The sequence below is a fragment of the Paenibacillus rhizoryzae genome (assembly GCF_059686995.1).
Genome location: NZ_JCAALT010000003.1, coordinates 317,757 through 335,097 on the forward strand (window position 1 = coordinate 317,757; position 17,341 = coordinate 335,097).

18 protein-coding genes are annotated in these 17,341 nt (G+C 48.5%); 17 read left to right on the top strand and 1 reads right to left on the bottom strand.

What is annotated here, in order from left to right; translation table 11 throughout:
* The first annotated feature begins 8 nt into the window (after window positions 1-8).
* The 16 genes from AC6ESO_RS10315 (at window position 9) to clpP (ending at window position 15,331) form a co-directional block, all read left to right on the top strand.
* Complete coding sequence (locus AC6ESO_RS10315) at window positions 9-239, top strand: DUF2273 domain-containing protein (RefSeq protein WP_497091280.1); 231 nt, start codon at window positions 9-11, stop codon at window positions 237-239.
* A 105-nt stretch (window positions 240-344) separates the two neighbouring features.
* Window positions 345-797 (top strand): transcription antitermination factor NusB, encoded by a 453-nt coding sequence (nusB, locus tag AC6ESO_RS10320; protein ID WP_494818865.1) that lies wholly within the window; start codon window positions 345-347, stop codon window positions 795-797.
* Between the two features lie 134 nt (window positions 798-931).
* On the top strand, window positions 932-1,792 hold the full coding sequence (folD, locus tag AC6ESO_RS10325; RefSeq protein WP_497091281.1) for a bifunctional methylenetetrahydrofolate dehydrogenase/methenyltetrahydrofolate cyclohydrolase FolD: 861 nt from the start codon (window positions 932-934) through the stop codon (window positions 1,790-1,792).
* Window positions 1,793-1,803: 11 nt separating this feature from the next.
* Window positions 1,804-3,156, top strand: a complete 1,353-nt coding sequence (gene xseA, locus AC6ESO_RS10330) for an exodeoxyribonuclease VII large subunit (RefSeq protein ID WP_497091282.1) — start codon at window positions 1,804-1,806, stop codon at window positions 3,154-3,156.
* A gap of 3 nt (window positions 3,157-3,159) precedes the next feature.
* Window positions 3,160-3,417 carry an exodeoxyribonuclease VII small subunit gene (gene xseB / locus AC6ESO_RS10335; RefSeq protein WP_091219218.1) on the top strand — a complete coding sequence of 86 codons (258 nt, stop codon included), beginning with the start codon at window positions 3,160-3,162 and terminating at the stop codon, window positions 3,415-3,417.
* A 2-nt stretch (window positions 3,418-3,419) separates the two neighbouring features.
* Entirely contained in the window at window positions 3,420-4,331 is a 912-nt protein-coding gene (locus AC6ESO_RS10340; protein WP_494818868.1) for a farnesyl diphosphate synthase, read from the top strand.
* A gap of 103 nt (window positions 4,332-4,434) precedes the next feature.
* A complete protein-coding gene (gene dxs / locus AC6ESO_RS10345; protein ID WP_497091283.1) occupies window positions 4,435-6,333 on the top strand; it encodes a 1-deoxy-D-xylulose-5-phosphate synthase in 1,899 nt (632 codons plus the stop codon).
* Between the two features lie 17 nt (window positions 6,334-6,350).
* The gene (locus AC6ESO_RS10350; RefSeq protein ID WP_497091284.1) at window positions 6,351-7,184 is read left to right on the top strand and encodes a TlyA family RNA methyltransferase; all 834 of its coding nucleotides are present in this window, start codon (window positions 6,351-6,353) and stop codon (window positions 7,182-7,184) included.
* A 231-nt stretch (window positions 7,185-7,415) separates the two neighbouring features.
* Entirely contained in the window at window positions 7,416-7,877 is a 462-nt protein-coding gene (locus AC6ESO_RS10355; RefSeq protein WP_497091285.1) for a hypothetical protein, read from the top strand.
* Window positions 7,878-7,943: 66 nt separating this feature from the next.
* Window positions 7,944-8,393, top strand: coding sequence for a transcriptional regulator AhrC/ArgR (gene ahrC / locus AC6ESO_RS10360; RefSeq protein ID WP_494818872.1), 450 nt, complete (start codon window positions 7,944-7,946; stop codon window positions 8,391-8,393).
* A 60-nt stretch (window positions 8,394-8,453) separates the two neighbouring features.
* The gene (gene recN, locus AC6ESO_RS10365) at window positions 8,454-10,154 is read left to right on the top strand and encodes a DNA repair protein RecN (protein ID WP_497091286.1); all 1,701 of its coding nucleotides are present in this window, start codon (window positions 8,454-8,456) and stop codon (window positions 10,152-10,154) included.
* 123 nt (window positions 10,155-10,277) lie between these two features.
* Window positions 10,278-11,603 (top strand): SpoIVB peptidase, encoded by a 1,326-nt coding sequence (gene spoIVB / locus AC6ESO_RS10370; RefSeq protein ID WP_494818874.1) that lies wholly within the window; start codon window positions 10,278-10,280, stop codon window positions 11,601-11,603.
* Window positions 11,604-11,834: 231 nt separating this feature from the next.
* Complete coding sequence (spo0A, locus tag AC6ESO_RS10375) at window positions 11,835-12,653, top strand: sporulation transcription factor Spo0A (RefSeq protein WP_475779326.1); 819 nt, start codon at window positions 11,835-11,837, stop codon at window positions 12,651-12,653.
* Window positions 12,654-12,779: 126 nt separating this feature from the next.
* The gene (locus tag AC6ESO_RS10380) at window positions 12,780-13,970 is read left to right on the top strand and encodes an MFS transporter (protein WP_497091287.1); all 1,191 of its coding nucleotides are present in this window, start codon (window positions 12,780-12,782) and stop codon (window positions 13,968-13,970) included.
* 80 nt (window positions 13,971-14,050) lie between these two features.
* Window positions 14,051-14,731 (top strand): RNA polymerase sigma factor, encoded by a 681-nt coding sequence (locus AC6ESO_RS10385; RefSeq protein WP_497091288.1) that lies wholly within the window; start codon window positions 14,051-14,053, stop codon window positions 14,729-14,731.
* 27 nt (window positions 14,732-14,758) lie between these two features.
* Complete coding sequence (gene clpP / locus AC6ESO_RS10390) at window positions 14,759-15,331, top strand: ATP-dependent Clp endopeptidase proteolytic subunit ClpP (protein ID WP_494818877.1); 573 nt, start codon at window positions 14,759-14,761, stop codon at window positions 15,329-15,331.
* Between the two features lie 70 nt (window positions 15,332-15,401).
* Here the strand turns inward: clpP and AC6ESO_RS10395 are convergent, their stop codons facing one another.
* Entirely contained in the window at window positions 15,402-15,695 is a 294-nt protein-coding gene (locus tag AC6ESO_RS10395; protein WP_497091289.1) for a DUF2627 domain-containing protein, read from the bottom strand.
* 161 nt (window positions 15,696-15,856) lie between these two features.
* Between AC6ESO_RS10395 and lpdA the strand changes: the two genes are divergently transcribed.
* Window positions 15,857-17,284 (top strand): dihydrolipoyl dehydrogenase, encoded by a 1,428-nt coding sequence (gene lpdA, locus AC6ESO_RS10400; protein WP_497091290.1) that lies wholly within the window; start codon window positions 15,857-15,859, stop codon window positions 17,282-17,284.
* Window positions 17,285-17,341: the final 57 nt, after the last annotated feature.

The following is a 17,341-nucleotide window of genomic DNA, read 5'->3' on the forward strand; positions in this document are numbered from 1 at the left end:
TGATGCCGATGTGGAAGGAAATCTGGACAACCTATGGTGGACGGATCGCCGGTGTGTCAGTAGGTATCATTCTCGGATTGCTTTATTTTATCGTTGGATTTTGGGACATGTTATTTTTCGGCTTACTGCTTTGGATCGGCTACACGATCGGGAAAGTTAAAGACGAGCAAAGCGGCCCTATTATTCCATGGCATCGGGTAACCGAGTGGCTTATGGAGAGATGGCGGCCGTTCAAATAGTACTATGGTCTCCTCCGTACCCCGGACATTGCATGATGAATGTTCGGGGCAGGGAGGAGATCATATTTTGTAGATCGAATCTGTGCGAAATTGTCAGGAGGCCCCATGAAACGTAGGTTAGCGCGGGAGATTGTGGTACAGAGCTTGTACCAAATGGAAATGAATGAAGAAGCTACGGCAGCGTCAGCTGTAGATATGCTTGTTAACGAAGTGAATGACGAGAATGAAATTGAGGCCGATGCGGCGGATGTGGAACGGATTGATGTGTATGTCCGTGAAATGGTTCAAGGTGTCATTGAACGCAAGACAGCGATTGACGACATGCTGCAGCATTATTTAACGGGCTGGCAGGTAGATCGTTTATCGCGCGTTGACCGTCAAATATTGCGTCTGGCTTGCTACGAGCTGGTGTTCCGCGATGATGTTCCGCCGAAGGCGATTATCAACGAGGCTATCGAGCTTGCGAAGCATTTTGGAACCGATGAATCCGGCAAGTTTGTCAACGGTGTTCTGGGACGGCTGCTTCAAGCATTGGACGAGCTAAAGCCGAAGGCATAATGGTAGGAATATGCCATGGCCATGTAGCCGTTTAGCTTCATAACGAGTAGTACGAGCCCCTTAGAGCCCTCCATCATGAGGGATTTAAGGGGCTTACGAAAATTTATAATAAAGACACGATTGGGAGTGATTGCATGTCTGCACAACGTATCGAGGGAAAAGTGATTTCAGATGCAATTCGTTTGGAGATTAGCGAAGCTGCGGCGAAGCTTGCCGAGAGAGACATTAAACCCGGCTTGGCTGTAGTTTTGGTTGGCGAAGATCCGGCTTCCAAGGTATATGTGGGAAGCAAAGAGAAGGCATGCCAGCAGCTCGGCTTTTACTCGGAAGTGCATAGGCTGGATGCAGCGACATCGCAAGAAGAGCTGCTCGCTCTTATCGATAAATTGAACAACCAAGCAAACATTCATGGAATCCTCGTGCAGTTGCCGCTTCCAAAGCATATTGATGAGAAATCGGTTATCGATGCCATCAGTACGGCTAAAGATGTGGATGGCTTCCATCCTGAAAGCGTCGGTAATCTCGTAATTGGCGATGACAGCCTGCTGCCATGTACGCCGGCTGGCGTCATAGAGATGATTAAACGGACAGGACTTACAATTGCAGGGAAACATGCCGTTGTTATCGGCCGTAGTAATATTGTCGGTAAACCGGTTTCAATGCTGCTTCTTAGAGAGCATGCGACTGTGACAATCTGCCATTCCAGAACGGCGAACATGGAGGAAATCGCGCGTACTGCCGATATTCTCGTAGTCGCCATCGGTAAGGCCAAAGCGATCGGCCGTCAATTCGTTAAGCCGGGTGCAATCCTAATCGATGTGGGTATTAACCGCCTTGAAGACGGCAAGCTTGCCGGAGACGTTGATTATGATGATGTTTTGGAAACAGCCGGATATATTACTCCGGTACCTGGCGGCGTTGGCCCAATGACCATTACAATGCTGATGCAGAACACGCTTAAAGCGGCAAAACAACAACATGCAATCAAGGAGTGAGTAATCCGAAGATGGCTGAACCGGCGCGTATACTTTCGATTAAAGAAATAAACCGCTATATCGGGATGAAGCTGGAATCGGACGAGCTGCTCAGCGACGTTTGGCTGCGCGGCGAAATATCAAACTTTACGCATCATTCCAGCGGACATATGTATTTCACCTTGAAGGACAAAGACAGCCGGCTGAAATGCATTATGTTTGCCTCTTATAATCAGAGACTTCCGTTCATCCCGAAGGAAGGCGCCAAGGTGTTGGCGCGCGGTAATATATCCGTCTATGAACGAGATGGCAATTATCAATTTTATTGTACAGCGATGCAGCCCGATGGAATCGGCAGTCTTTATCTTGCTTATGAGCAGTTGAAGCGGAAGCTTCAAGACGAAGGGCTTTTTGATGGGGCAAGGAAAAGGCCGATTCCGCGTTTTCCGAAAGCAATCGGTATTATTACGTCGCCGACCGGCGCTGCTGTCAGAGATATAATTATTACGCTGCAGCGCCGTCACCCTTCTGTGCCGGTGCTGCTTTTTCCCGTACTGGTTCAAGGGACCGGCGCTGCACCTTCGATCGTGAAGGCGATCGAAACAATGAACCGTTTAGCCGAAGTTGACGTATTAATAATTGGCCGGGGCGGAGGCTCTTTGGAAGAACTTTGGGCTTTCAATGAAGAATCTGTTGCAAGAAGCATTGCGAAGTCATCTATCCCGATCATATCCGCCGTCGGTCACGAGACGGATTTTACGATTGCTGACTTTGTAGCGGATCTTCGTGCCGCAACCCCTACAGCTGCAGCTGAGCTGGCTGTTACGAGTATGCAAGAGATGAAAACCAGACTTTCGCAAGTGGAGTCCAGGCTCGTGCAGAATCTTCGGATGACGCTGCAGAACCGCAAGGATCGGCTTGCAAGGCTGCGGAGATCACCGCTTTTCTTGAACCCGCGCAAGTATCTGCTCCAGCATGCCGAACGGCTTGATCGTACGGAGGAGAGATTGAGGGCGAGAGCCATTCGTTTCGCGGAGAAACATCGGGAGCGGTACGCAGCACTGAATCATGCTTTGACACGCGTTTATCCCGGAGCGCAGGCCACCTTGGCTGCTAAACAATTGGAACGTCTAAGCGTACGATTAGAGTCAACCATGCAGCAAGGCTTGAAGTCGCGGCGCGTTCAACTGCTGGCTTCTATCCGTCAGCTGGATGCACTGAGTCCTCTTAAAGTAATGTCTAGGGGTTATAGCTTAGTTTACGATGATAAAGATCAAAGGCTCATTAAATCAATTTCGGATGTACAGCTTGGCGATTTGCTCCACGTTAAGGTGGCCGATGGTCAGCTGGAATGTCAGGTTTGGGGAATGAAAGGGGAGGCCTAGCAGATGGCAGCAGCTAAAGAACAAGAAGCGATGAGCTTTGAAGCGGCGATGGAGCGTTTAGAGTCGATCGTAAGTAAGCTGGAGAGCGGCGATGTTCCTCTGGAAACGGCAATCGAGCTTTTTCAAGAAGGAATGAAGCTGTCTTCCTTGTGCGGCTCCAAGCTTGAACAAGTGGAGCGGAAGATCGAGGTTCTGATTGAAACCGAAAATGGGTTACATAAAAAACCGTTTGCGCAAGCAAACGAAGATAGAGGGGAATAACAGTGAAAACTTCGGTTTCTACTGCAGATTATTTAACACGCTCCGTTCTGGAAATCGAAGAGGCGCTGCAGTCCTCACTGCCGCAGGGCTGGGATATTCCGCCGAAGCTTCGTGAGGCGATGATGTATTCCCTTGAAGCGGGCGGTAAGCGTCTTCGCCCGATTCTTGTACTCACAGCTGCCGAGGCGGTTGGCCAAGATTTAAAGGCGCGTAAACAAGCGATGCCCATTGCTTGCGCGATTGAGATGATCCACACGTATTCGCTCGTTCATGATGATTTGCCTGCGATGGATAATGATGATTATCGCCGAGGCAAACTAACGAATCATAAAGTATTCGGCGAAGCCATGGCTATTCTGGCCGGTGACGGCTTGCTCACGCATGCTTTCTACTCCGTAACGCAGGCTTCTGCCCTAGGTGCATCGCCGGAGACAACTCTTGCGATTGTGGCTGACCTCGCTAAACTGGCGGGAGCTGCCGGTATGGTCGGCGGGCAAGTAGCTGATATTTTGGGCGAGCAAGGTGTTACTTCTCTGGAAGAGCTCGAATATATCCATCTTCATAAAACAAGTGATTTGATCGTATTCTCTGTGCTGGCTGGCGCTCGGATCGGTGGAGCAAGTCAGCAACAGCTGGAATCGCTGCAGCAATTTGCTCGAAAACTTGGTCTTGCTTTTCAAATCCAGGATGATATTCTCGATTTAATCGGTGATGAATCAAAGCTCGGCAAGCCGGTCCAAAGTGATGTGGAGCAGCAGAAGGTAACTTATCCTTACCTGATTGGGATGGATGAAAGCCTTGCACTCGTAGAGCGACTGACCCAAGATGCGAAGCAAGCACTTGCAGAATCGAAGCTTGCAATGCCTGATTACTTGCTTGCGATTGCAGATTATTTAATGCGCAGGGATCATTAATAAGCGAGACTTGGGATTTTTGCGTCGTTCTATGTTATAATTTAGCCACATTTGGAGTTTACTGGACAACGGGGATTGCCCACCGGGAAAGCGAGGAAATACCGTGTTACTGGAACACATTCATGATCCTAAAGATTTGAAATCTCTCTCAGTTGCACAATTAGAGCAGCTTGCAGCTGAAATTCGTGCTTTTCTCATCGAGAAGCTATCGGAGACGGGAGGTCATCTTGCGCCGAATTTAGGCGTCGTCGAGCTTACTTTGGCGCTGCATTATTTATTTGACAGCCCGAAGGATAAGTTTCTTTTTGACGTAGGCCATCAATCATACGTTCATAAAATTTTAACGGGTCGCAAGGACCAATTCGATACACTTCGTAAATATAAGGGACTGTGCGGTTTCGTTAAACGCTCAGAAAGCCCGCACGATGTATGGGAAGCTGGACATAGCAGCACATCGCTGTCTGCCGCAATGGGAATGGCGCTCGCGCGTGACTTGAAAGGCGAGAAGAACAAGGTAGTCGCGATTATTGGCGATGGCGCCTTAACGGGCGGTATGGCTCTGGAAGCGCTCAACCATATCGGACATGAGAAGAAGAATTTGATGGTCATTCTTAATGACAACGAAATGTCGATTGCGCCGAATGTCGGTGCCTTACATCATTACCTCGGAAAGATCCGAACAGATCGCCATTATCAGAAGGCGAAGGAAGAGCTGAATCAACTGCTTAACAAAATTCCGGCAATCGGGGGCAAGCTTGCCAAGACTGCAGAGCGCTTGAAGGACAGCGTGAAGTACTTGCTTATGAGCGGTATTTTGTTTGAACAGTTTGGTTTCACCTATTTCGGACCGGTAGACGGTCACGACTTGGAGCAATTGACGGAGCTGCTTGAACAGGCGAGCCATGTACCTGGGCCGGTTCTGGTACACGTTATTACGACTAAAGGCAAAGGCTATTCGCCGGCGGAAGCCGATTCCCATAAATGGCATGGCACCACGCCGTACAAAATCGAGTCCGGTCAAATGCTCAAGGCTGTTGGACCGCCGATGTATACGGAAGTTTTCAGCGAAGCATTGATGGACCTGGCTGATGAAGATAGCCGAATCGTAGCGGTAACTCCGGCGATGCCTGGAGGATCCGGATTGACTAAATTCGCTGCTAAATACCCGAATCGGATGATCGATGTAGGGATTGCCGAGCAGCATGCTGCGACGATGTGCGCAGCGATGGCTTTGGAAGGTCTTAAACCGGTTTATGCGGTCTATTCCACCTTCCTGCAGCGTGCATACGACCAAGTCGTTCATGATATTTGCCGTCAAAATACGAATGTCTTATTCGCGATTGATCGTGCAGGTTTCGTTGGGCCGGATGGCGAGACACATCAAGGGGTATATGATATTCCTTTCCTGCGACACATTCCGAATATGGTGCTGATGATGCCTAAGGATGAGAATGAGCTGCGCCGGATGATGAAGACGGCGATCGATTATAATGAGGGGCCAATCGCGATTCGCTACCCTCGGATTAACGGGCTAGGCGTGCAGATCGAGAAAGAAATGAAGCCGATTCCGTTTGGTACATGGGAAACGGTGCGTGAAGGGGATTCAGCGGTTATCGCTGCGATCGGACCGATGATTCCAGTGGCGGAAGAAGCCGCTGAACTGTTGAAACGCGAAGGACTCAATGTACGCGTAGTTAACGCGCGATTCATTAAACCGATGGATGAAGCGATGCTGCTGCAGATCGCCAAAGAAGGATTGAATATGCTTGTACTGGAGGAAAGTGCCGTACAAGGCGGTCTTGGCAGTGCAGTGCTGGAATTCTATTCCTTGCATAACGAGCATAATATTTCGGTACGCATTATGGGTGTGCCGGACGTCTTCGTGGAGCATGGAACGATCAAAGAACAGCGGCAGGAAGTCGGCCTTACTGCGGAACATGTGGCAGTTGAACTTAAGACGCTGCTGCCACGACTTCGTAAGCGCGTAACCGGCCAAGTGTAGAAGAGCGGGAGACACCGATGACGATTGCGAAAGAACGAATTGATATTTTGTTAGTCGAGCAAGGCTTCTATGACAGCCGCGTGAAGGCGAAGGCGGCACTGATGGCAGGACTCGTTATCGTCGACGGTGAGCGGATCGAGAAGAGCGGCATGAAAGTGCCAAGATCAGCCTCCATAGTCGTAAAAGGAGCTCTCCATCCGTATGTCAGCCGCGGAGGATTGAAGCTGGAGAAGGCGATCAAGCAATTCCAGCTTCAGCTGGATGGAGCGGTCATGCTGGATATCGGAGCTTCCACCGGCGGGTTTACCGACTGTGCGCTGCAGAACGGGGCGGCATATGTATATGCCATTGATGTAGGCTACAACCAATTAGACTGGTCGCTGCGCCAGGATGAACGCGTCAATGTGATGGAGCGTACCAATTTCAGATATACCGTGCCGGAAGATTTGAAGGGGCCGCAGCCGACATTTGCGACAATCGACGTCTCCTTCATCTCGCTGAAGCTCATACTGCCTACGCTTGGCACGCTGCTTAAGCAAGGTGCGGGAATTGTAGCGTTGATTAAACCGCAATTCGAAGCAGGCCGTGAGAAGGTACCTAAAACCGGTGTCGTACGGGAGTCTGCTGTACATCGGGAAGTGCTTGGGCAAGTGCTAAGCATGGCAGCTTCGGAAGGTTATGTGCTGGATCAGCTCACGTTCTCTCCAATTACCGGGGGAGAAGGGAATATTGAATTTCTGGCTTATTGGCGGTGGGAACCGGGTAGTCAGTCAGAGCCTCCGGGTGAAGAAGCGATTGCGGCTGTAGTGAAAGAAGCTGCAGGAACATTCTCGCTAGAGGGTAAAGGGTAACGAATGAAAGCCTTTCTTCATGGCTGCGGCCGTGTTGAAGGGCTTTTTATGTTTTTTTAGGCGGCCCCTCTTTGCAGGATGGACATTATTTGGTACACTAGGAACGAAACCAAACAAACGTTCGGTATTAGGCCGAAACCTCTGGCATATGGCGTCCTCTTGTTAGAGGAAAAGCATCTGGAGAAGCGAAATGAATAGGGTATGCCTAATCATGGTGCTGGAGGGATCCTGATGGGAAACTACGGGGACTGGCTGGTTATGTTTGTTGCCGGCGGGTTGATCTTGTTCTGGCTTTATCGCATGTTTTACCGCTGGCTTCACGAACCGCCTGGAATGAATACGAAGCTTCTTCTAAGCGATGCCGAGGATGTGCACGATGATGATATTAACGTGCAGTTTCTGGAGAAAGCAGGCTATGAGGTTACGCATGGCAAGTACCGAGTTCCGATTACGATTGACTTAGATGGCACTACTTTGCAGAGCCGATTATTTATCGATTTATTTGCAGAGAAAGATGGCAAACATTATATTGTAAAAACAGCGCGCGAACGGATGCCGATTGATTGGACAGGCAGTGGCGTTCGAGATCGATTGCTTGTCTACGCGCTGCTGCTGCCTGAGTGCGAAGGGATCCTGTTTGTAGATCATAAGGAGCTTACCATTCGCACGATCACATTTCGATTCGGTTCCTAACTATTGAATGGCTCAAGATCGAATTCGATTCATGAATTCAAAATCTTGATCCTACAGGAGGATATTATGAAGAGTGTAAGACAAATGAAAATACGTGAACTGATCACAAGTCAAATCGTGGAGACGCAGGACGAGCTGGTCGATACGTTGCGATCGGAAGGCTTACAGGTCACGCAAGCGACAATCTCAAGGGATATTAAGGAAATGCAGCTGATCAAGGTTCCTATCGAGGATGGACGCTACAAATACTCGCTGCCTCAGGAGACTAGATCCAATTCCATTCACAAGCTGAAGCGGACGTTGTCCGATCACTTTCTGCATATTGACTACACGGATAATCTGGTTGTGATGAAGTGTTTACCGGGTACGGCGAACGCGATTGGAGCCATGATCGACAATATGGAATGGTCTGAGGTTATGGGGACGATCTGCGGGGATGATACGATTCTGTTGATTTGCCGGACGAAACCACAGAGCGGGGAAATTGTAGAACGACTGCTCGGTTTGATGAATTAAAGACGCAATGAAAGCAAATATATCAATGGGTGCGGAGAATCTTTAAGGAGGAGAGCAACAATGCTAAGCGAGCTGTCTATACGTAATTTGGCTGTTATTGAGTATGTTTCGGTGAAATTCCACGATGGGTTTCATGTATTAACGGGCGAAACCGGAGCGGGGAAATCCATTCTAATCGATGCGCTGAGCCTTGTGGTCGGAGGAAGAGGCGCATCAGACATGGTCAGGTATGGCTGTGACAAAGCTGAAATTGAAGCTATGTTCGAGCTTCCGGCTTCGCATCCGGTTTGGTACACGCTGAAAACCTTCGGCATCCATGTTACGCCTGAAGAAGGGCTCGTCATTAGACGGGAGCTCTCCTCCCAAGGCAAGAGCATCAGCCGCGTCAATGGACATATCGTAACTTTATCGATGCTTCGTGAAACCGGGGAATGTTTAGTCAATATTCACGGTCAGCATGAGCATCAATCTCTCCTTCGTACGGAGAAGCATTTGGAATGGCTGGATTTATATGCTGGAGAAACCGTTGCTGAAACTTTGAATGCATATCGAGCTATTTACAGAGAATATGAGAAAGTACGCATTCAGCTTAAAGAGCTGGAGGATACTTCGCGTCAGAATATGCAGATGCTGGACTTATTCCGCTTTCAAATCGAAGAGATCGCATCTGCCCGGTTGAAGGCAGGGGAAGACGAAGCAATGGCGGAAGAAAAACAGAAACTCATGTATGCGGTCAAACGCAGAGATTCAGCTTCCGAAGCGTATGCACTGCTGCATGGCAATAAAGGTTTAGATGCCATTAGCCGTGCCGTCAGCCGGGTATCGGACATTCGGGAATATGACCCAGCGATTCTGGAGCCGCTGCTCGAGCAGCTGCAATCGGCTTTTTATCAGCTTGAAGATGCGGCTTTCCAGCTAAGGGATTACCGTGATTCTGTTGAATCTGACCCGGAACGATTAACGCATATTGAAGATCGCCTTGATTTGATTCACAGCTTGAAACGGAAGTACGGGGAAACAATCCCTGATATTTTGTCCTATTTGAGCGGAATCAAATCGGAAGCAGATAAGATCGAGAATCGGGACGAGCATTTGGCGCGTCTACAAGCAGAGCAGTCCCGTTTGTTCGCAGAAGCTGTTGTCCTTGGCAACACACTTTCCGTATACCGCAGGGAAGCCGCTGATAAGCTGTCGGGAGCGATTGAGAGCGAGCTGCGTCAACTACAGATGGAACGTACAACGTTCCATGTTCAGCTGCAGCAAACTAAAGATGGCGATTCCTACAAGCTGCACGCAAACGGAATCGACGAAGCAGCATTCCTAATTGCACCGAATCCGGGCGAACCGTTGAAACCAATCAGCAAAATTGCCTCCGGCGGTGAAATGTCGCGTATTATGCTTGCACTCAAAACCATTTTTGCATCTATAGATGAAGTGCCCGTGCTTGTTTTTGACGAGGTGGACACGGGCGTTAGCGGTCGTGCCGCTCAAGCTATTGCCGAGAAGATGTCGAGACTGTCAACGCATTGTCAGGTGTTCTCCATCACTCATCTGCCTCAGGTTGCTTGTATGGCGGATCATCATTATGAAATCAAGAAAACGATTATTGCGGAACGGACATCAACAATGGTAACCGAGCTTGGTTCGTCGACGCGCATCGAGGAACTTGCCCGAATGCTGGGTGGCGTGGAAGTCACGGAAAAAACCCGCCATCATGCACAAGAAATGCTTGACTTGGCAGATAGACAAAAGGGAGCGTAATGGAAGGCAATCAGGGAATGTTTTTGGCGACATAAAACTGTTGGGGCGGGGATACCTTAAAGGTACGCAAATGGCGAACCACCTTTCTCGTCAAGCGATTTTGCAACAGGGAGCGTGAAGTCATTGAATGCCAATCAGCGGAAGCGGTGGCTGGGTTTACTTCTCGTTATCATCGTTTGCATGCTTGGTCTATCCTCTCCAATTCAACATTTCGCCGCATTTCCGAACGAAGTTCGTTTGTTCTCCGGCCAGTTGAAGCAATTAGACTATGGTATGCCTGTACATGCTCAAGTTACCGTTGATCCGCACATGCTGCAAGTCAACGGTTCATCTGACCGTTCACTGTCCATCAATTTGAACAAACCGCTCTCCATTCAGTCGTCACACAGCGGAAAGACTACAATGAAATTGAAATTATTTGGAAAAATTCCGTTTAAGACTGTCAAAGTAAATGTTGTACCTGATTTACGTGTCATTCCCGGTGGACAAACCATCGGCGTCAAAGTGAAATCAGCCGGTATTATGGTTGTAGGCCATCATCAGGTTACTGATGCAAAAGGCGCTCGGGTATCGCCCGGCGAACAAGCGAATTTACAGCTTGGCGATCTTATTATCCGAATTAATGGGAAGTACATTAACGAGGTGCATAAAGTTGCCCAGATGGCAGAAGAAGCGGGCGACGCGAAACAGGCGCTGCAATTAACGGTTAAACGCGGAACACGTTTATTTGAAACGAAGCTTTCGCCTGTATTTGACTCGGAGGACCGTGCATGGCGGTTAGGACTGTACATTCGAGATTCTGCTGCAGGTGTTGGGACATTAACTTTCTATGCTCCGGATCAAGGCGTTTACGGTGCACTCGGACATGTCATTACCGATATGGATACTCAAACTCCGATTGAAGTTGGTGAAGGTCAGATTTTGCAGTCCAATGTGACGTCCATCAACAAGAGCCAAAATGGCGAACCCGGGGAAAAAAGAGCACATTTCATTAAAGAAAGTAAAGTGCTTGGCAATATTGAGCGCAATACGTCGTTTGGCATCTTCGGCAAAATGAAGGAACTGCCGTCACATAGCTACAATCAGCAGTCGCTTCCTGTTGCATTTGCAGAAGAAGTGAAGGAAGGTCCGGCTCAATTGCTCACTGTTGTAAATGGTCAGAAGGTGGAACGTTTTAATGTAGAGATCGTTCATGTCACAAGGCAGCAATCACCGGCAACGAAGGGTATGGTTATCAAAATTACGGACAAGCGTTTGCTGGAACAAACAGGCGGCATTGTGCAGGGGATGAGCGGCAGTCCAATTATTCAAGATGGCAAGCTGATCGGTGCGGTTACTCATGTATTTGTTAATGATCCTACATCGGGGTATGGCTGCTTTATCGAGTGGATGCTGCAAGATGCGGGCGTTCTTCTCAAACCAGCAAGCTTAAATCTTAAGGCGGCCTAGCCACCTTAAGATTTTTATTTTTTTGTCGAATTAGTGCGAATTCTGATAAATGTTGTAGTAAATTATCCATTATAAATCAGATCAATTTAATAATAAAGAAAAATATTATTCGACAGAAGGAATTTCATTGGTCATGTCGAAAATGTTAGTTAGACAAGCTAAGATACGCACAGAGGGCTTTTAAGCGTTAACGACAATAGAGTGAATTACTAGTCTAAGGAGGACTTTACCTTGCAAAGAATTGAAGTGTTGTTGGCTGATGACAATCGGGAATTTACAAATTTGTTGTCCGAGTATATTTCTGAACAAAACGATATGGTCGTTACCGGTGTCGCCTATAACGGCGAGGAAGTGCTTCGCTTATTGGAAGAAACGCGGGAAGTACCGGATGTTCTGATTTTGGATATTATTATGCCGCATCTTGATGGTCTTGGCGTGTTGGAACGGCTTCGTGAAATGAATTTGCCGCAAATGCCCAAAATCATTATGCTAACAGCATTTGGTCAAGAGAATATTACGCAAAAGGCTGTACAGCTTGGCGCATCTTACTACATATTGAAGCCATTTGACATGGAAATACTTGCGAACCGCATTCGCCAATTGGTTGGAAATCCAACCGTCATTTCATCATCATATTCGTCATCCGCTTCTTCATCCATTTCGAATAAATCCAATGTTGTACCGATTGCAAAAGGTAAAAACCTGGATGCAAACATTACGAGCATTATTCATGAAATCGGAGTGCCTGCACATATTAAAGGGTATCAATATTTGCGTGAAGCCATTACGATGGTGTACAACAATATTGAAATTCTTGGTGCGATTACAAAGACGCTTTATCCTGCGATTGCCGAGAAGTTTAAGACGACGCCTTCGCGTGTTGAACGTGCTATCCGTCATGCTATCGAAGTAGCATGGACGCGCGGCAATATTGACAGCATCAGTCACCTCTTCGGCTATACAATTAATATCAGTAAATCGAAGCCGACAAACAGCGAGTTTATCGCGATGGTAGCCGACAAGCTGCGGATCGAGCATAAGGTTTCCTGAGAGCCCCCGAAATGATGGTAATGATTATGAATACATGATAAGCGCCACTTTCGTGCAAGCTGCGAATGTGGCGTTTTTCTTGGTTTGATTTAAACATGTCAGAGGAATACATGCAGGAGGATTGTTTTGTCACCTATAGAATTAACTGCTGCTCCTTCACGGAAGCGATTATTTATTTTGTTATCAGTCACACTTGTCTCGGGTTTCAATCAAGGGTTGATTCTGCCACTTCTGTCAATTTTGCTGGACCGGCAAGGCGTATCGTCGGATGTAAATGGGATTAATTCCATGGCGTTATATATCGGAACATTCAGCACGATGTTCTTTATCGAGAAGCCGATTCGCAGCATGGGTTATAAGAAAGGCATCATTATCGGCATTATACTCGCTGCAATCGGCACGCTGCTGTTTCCTTTTCTCACGTCGATTTGGGTATGGTTTGTGCTTCGCATTATCGTTGGCGTCGGTGACAGTGCCCTTCATTATTGCACGCAGCTCTGGATCGTAAGCAGCAGCCCTGCAGAGAGCAGAGGCCGTTATATATCGCTTTACGGAATGGCTTACGGAATCGGGTTTAGCTTAGGACCAACCGGCATCAATTTATTGTCCATTGCGGATTGGGTACCATTTTGTTTGAATACGGTTCTGTTCGTGCTCATTCTACTGTTTGTCAGAACGCTTCATCCGGAATATCCGGAGCATTCGGCAAAGCTTGCCAATTCTTCGTCGAACCGATACGCTAGGGTGTACCGCATTGCATGGTTTGCGCTGCTGCCGGCAATTTTGTACGGTTTGATGGAAGCGACGATGAACAGTAATTTTCCATTGTATGGATTGCGTATTCATCTAAGTCAAGCATCGATCTCATTACTGCTTCCGGCTTTGGGCGTAGGCAGTTTGCTGCTCATGTTCCCGCTCGGGATGCTTAGTGACCGAATTGGTCGTAAGCCGGTTCTGATGGGATGTGCTTGTATTGCTGGCCTGATGTTTCTCTCTGTTCCGCTTGCAGGCGATCATGTAGCGGTATTATTCATCCTGCTTGCGATGATTGGCGGATTTATCGGCTCATTCTTCTCACTTGGCCTTGCCTACGCAGCAGATTTGCTGCCGCGCGAATTGCTGCCATCCGCGAATGTAACGGCATCTATCCATTTCAGCATCGGCAGTTTGCTCGGTCCCGGCATCAGCGGGTTCGGCATACAATATGTATCAACGAATAGTATGTTTATCATGCTCGGCAGTGCATTTACGCTGTTTGCGCTCATCGGACTCTTCACTCGAGAGGCGCGCCATCAAAAATTGCAATCGAATCCATAATTAATTTTAAACATGGAGTATCTTTTTGACACATTCATTCGTTTACGTCATGAATCTACGCTAACAGATGAGGAGGTGCCATGATGACAATACAACCGACTGTCGATGAAATGCGGCTTACCTTGTACCGCTACTGCTTGTCGCTTACGCGTTCCACCTGGGATGCGGAGGATCTTGTACAGGAGACTTGTTTACGGGCGCTGCCGGTCATGAACGGCGCGCTTGTACATCCTAATCCAACGGCTTATTTGCTGCGTATCGCGAAAAACATCTCGGTTGATCAAGCACGGCGAATGAAACGAGCCAGACACTTGCTGGAACAGCAAGAAACGGTGCTGGACCGTTTATTCGGCGAATCGCATGAACTTGAATATGCGCTCCGGCTGCTTATTTATCATTTATCCCCATTGCAGAGGACAGTTTTTCTGCTTAAAGAAGTATTCGGCTATAAAGGCCACGATGTGGCCGCTAAGCTTACCATGTCTGAGGGGGCTGTAAAAGCAGCTCTGTACAGAGCAAGAGCTGCCATAGCTAAACTCAAACAGCAATCGGATCTTGCGCAAGTTTCGAAGCTGGCGGAGCGAAAAGTCGAGGACAGTCAGCTTTATGCTTATGTTCATGCCGTTCGTGCAGGTGATGCTCAGGCGTTAGTTGTGCTAGCTAACGTGGAGGAGCAGCTTATGGATCCGGTACAGGCAATTGGTCAGCTTCATATTTCACAAGGCAACCGCTCATCCGTTAGCATGATGTATGCAGCCTAACGGCAACGAATGAGGAGGTTTCCGGCAATGAGTTTAGTGCCTTATATTGTGGAATCAACCAATCGGGGAGAGCGCAGCTATGATATCTATTCGAGGCTGCTCAAAGACCGTATTGTCATGGTAAGCGGCGAAATTGAAGATCAAATGGCTAATGCGGTCGTGGCCCAGCTGCTCTTTCTTGCTGCTGATGATCCGGATAAAGACATTCAGCTGTATATCAATAGCCCCGGCGGCTCGGTAACGGCGGGTTTCTCTATTTTTGACACGATGCAGTTTATTAAACCGGAGGTATCCACGATTTGCACGGGGTTTGCGGCGAGCTTCGGCGCGATTCTGTTAGCGGGCGGAGCCAAAGGGAAACGTTACGTACTTCCTAACAGCGAAGTGATGATTCACCAGCCGCTCGGGGGTGCAAGAGGGCAGGCTTCCGATATCCAGATTCACGCCAGCTGGATCTTGAAGACGAGGGAGAAAATCAACACGCTGCTTGCGCTTCATACGGGGCAATCGAAAGAACAGATCGAACGAGATTCCGACAGAGACCGGTTCATGAGTGCGGAAGAAGCGGTGGCTTACGGGATTGTAGATAAGATTCTTTAACCTAAAAAGGCGAGCATCTCCATCACCGGAGGGCTCGCCTTTTTCACGTTGTCATGCTGCTACTTTAAGATTAAACGCCCGGCCGAGGCGGACGAGGCCGTTTCTCGCGAAAACGGGATGCGACATAATTGCGTTTGCGATCGCGAAAGAAAGTCCATCCTCCGATAAAACCGACCCCAAGCAGGAACAGCACCATGCCAATAATAAAGGTCCACCACTCAAAATGATGGACAGCGGCTTCGTTGCCGAAGGATGAGAAATAATGAAAGATAGCATCCTTCATGAGAAGAAATCCATAAGTTGCGGCGATTCCCGGAATAACGAGCAGTAAAACGGCAATAAAACGAATAGTAACCTGCTTCATGCGAATAAATCCTCCTGTACAGAAACAACGGCAATGATGCTATAATCATACCTTTTTCGGGGGAGGCTGTCCATTTCATCCCTTGTGGCAGTTTCAAGGAGCTTTGAAAAAAGGTACAATAGACATGAAACGGCTTTACGATCTGGAGAGGAGCAACAGGAATGACGATTCAATGCGATTTGGCCATCATCGGCGGAGGCATTGCAGGATATACAGCTGCGATCAAAGCGGCACAAGCAGGGAAGAAAGTGATTATCGTGGAAAGAGAGAAGCTGGGTGGAACTTGTTTACATAAAGGCTGTATACCTAGTAAAGCGCTGCTCCGCAGTGCTGAAGTATACACCACGATGCGCAAGGCGGATACATATGGCATTCATGTGGCTGAGGGAGCGATTTCACTTGATTTCCCTAAAGTACAGCGCCGGAAAGAAAGTACGGTAGAAGGGCTATACAAAGGGCTCCAATATTTGATGCGAAAGCATAACATCACCGTCATGCAGGGCAGCGGCAGAGTAATTGGACCTTCTATCTTCTCGCCGAAGAGCGGCAGCGTGGCAATTGAGCTCCCTGATGGCGAAATGGAAACCATCGTACCGACGAATCTTATCATTGCGACGGGCTCGCGTCCGCGGTCACTACCGGGTCTGGAACCAAAGCCAGGCGAGATCATGTCGAGCGATGAAGCGCTGACGATGGACGAGCTGCCGAAATCCATCTTGATCGTCGGCGGCGGCGTCATTGGCGTAGAGTGGGCATCCATGCTCATCGACTTCGGCGTTGACGTTACGTTGATCGAAGCGGCATCGCGGCTACTGCCGGGTGAAGATGTTGAAGCATCAGCAGAGCTGACGAAGCAACTGCGCCGCAGAGGGGTACGTATTTTGACAGGTATTCAATTGAAGCTTGAAACGTATACCTATAATGATGGACAAGCCTCCGTAACAGCGGATACAGCAGATGGTCCGGTTATCTTGAATGCCGAGCGGCTGCTTGTTTCCGTTGGCCGTCAAGCGAATGTCGAAGAGATCGGTCTCGAAAATACGGATGTTCGCGTCGAGAAAGGCGTTATCCGCGTGAACGGGTATTTTCAAACGAATGAACCTCATATTTATGCGATCGGGGATGTGAACGGAGGCTTGCAGCTGGCACATGCGGCGGCTCATGAAGCGATTGTTGCTGTTGATCATATGCTCGGCGGGAAAGAACAGGCACCTGATCACTCGCGGGTGCCAAGAGCGATTTATTCCAAACCGGAGCTGGCTTCCATCGGACTGACGGAAGACGAAGCGCGCAAACAAGGGCATGATATCAAAGTCGGCAAAGTTCCGTTCCAAGCGATTGGCAAGGCACATGTGCTGGGAGAAACGGATGGTTTTGCGAAAGTTATAGCGGATGCGAAGACGAATGATATACTTGGCGTTCATCTAATCGGGCCGCATGCGACCGACTTATTATCTGAGGCATCGCTCGCTATGCTGCTGAATGCGACTCCTTGGGAAGTTGGACAGCTCATTCACCCGCATCCTACGCTTTCCGAAGTGCTGGGTGAAGCTATGCTGGCAGTTAATGGGAATTCATTGGCATTTTAGGTCGGAGCTGCATCTTTATATAGTAAGCAACAACACAATTCGCAGCAGTGGACGGAG

Bases quoted from the DNA above. Each gene is read 5' to 3' on its own strand.
- xseA (WP_497091282.1), top strand. From the start codon at position 1,804: ATGGCTGAACCGGCGCGTATACTTTCGATTAAAGAAATAAACCGCTAT.
- clpP (WP_494818877.1), top strand. From the start codon at position 14,759: ATGAGTTTAGTGCCTTATATTGTGGAATCAACCAATCGGGGAGAGCGC.
- AC6ESO_RS10315 (WP_497091280.1), top strand. From the start codon at position 9: ATGTGGAAGGAAATCTGGACAACCTATGGTGGACGGATCGCCGGTGTG.
- nusB (WP_494818865.1), top strand. From the start codon at position 345: ATGAAACGTAGGTTAGCGCGGGAGATTGTGGTACAGAGCTTGTACCAA.
- AC6ESO_RS10350 (WP_497091284.1), top strand. From the start codon at position 6,351: ATGACGATTGCGAAAGAACGAATTGATATTTTGTTAGTCGAGCAAGGC.
- folD (WP_497091281.1), top strand. From the start codon at position 932: ATGTCTGCACAACGTATCGAGGGAAAAGTGATTTCAGATGCAATTCGT.
- ahrC (WP_494818872.1), top strand. From the start codon at position 7,944: ATGAAGAGTGTAAGACAAATGAAAATACGTGAACTGATCACAAGTCAA.
- AC6ESO_RS10355 (WP_497091285.1), top strand. From the start codon at position 7,416: ATGGGAAACTACGGGGACTGGCTGGTTATGTTTGTTGCCGGCGGGTTG.
- recN (WP_497091286.1), top strand. From the start codon at position 8,454: ATGCTAAGCGAGCTGTCTATACGTAATTTGGCTGTTATTGAGTATGTT.
- lpdA (WP_497091290.1), top strand. From the start codon at position 15,857: ATGACGATTCAATGCGATTTGGCCATCATCGGCGGAGGCATTGCAGGA.
- xseB (WP_091219218.1), top strand. From the start codon at position 3,160: ATGGCAGCAGCTAAAGAACAAGAAGCGATGAGCTTTGAAGCGGCGATG.
- AC6ESO_RS10385 (WP_497091288.1), top strand. From the start codon at position 14,051: ATGATGACAATACAACCGACTGTCGATGAAATGCGGCTTACCTTGTAC.
- AC6ESO_RS10395 (WP_497091289.1), bottom strand. From the start codon at position 15,695: ATGAAGCAGGTTACTATTCGTTTTATTGCCGTTTTACTGCTCGTTATT.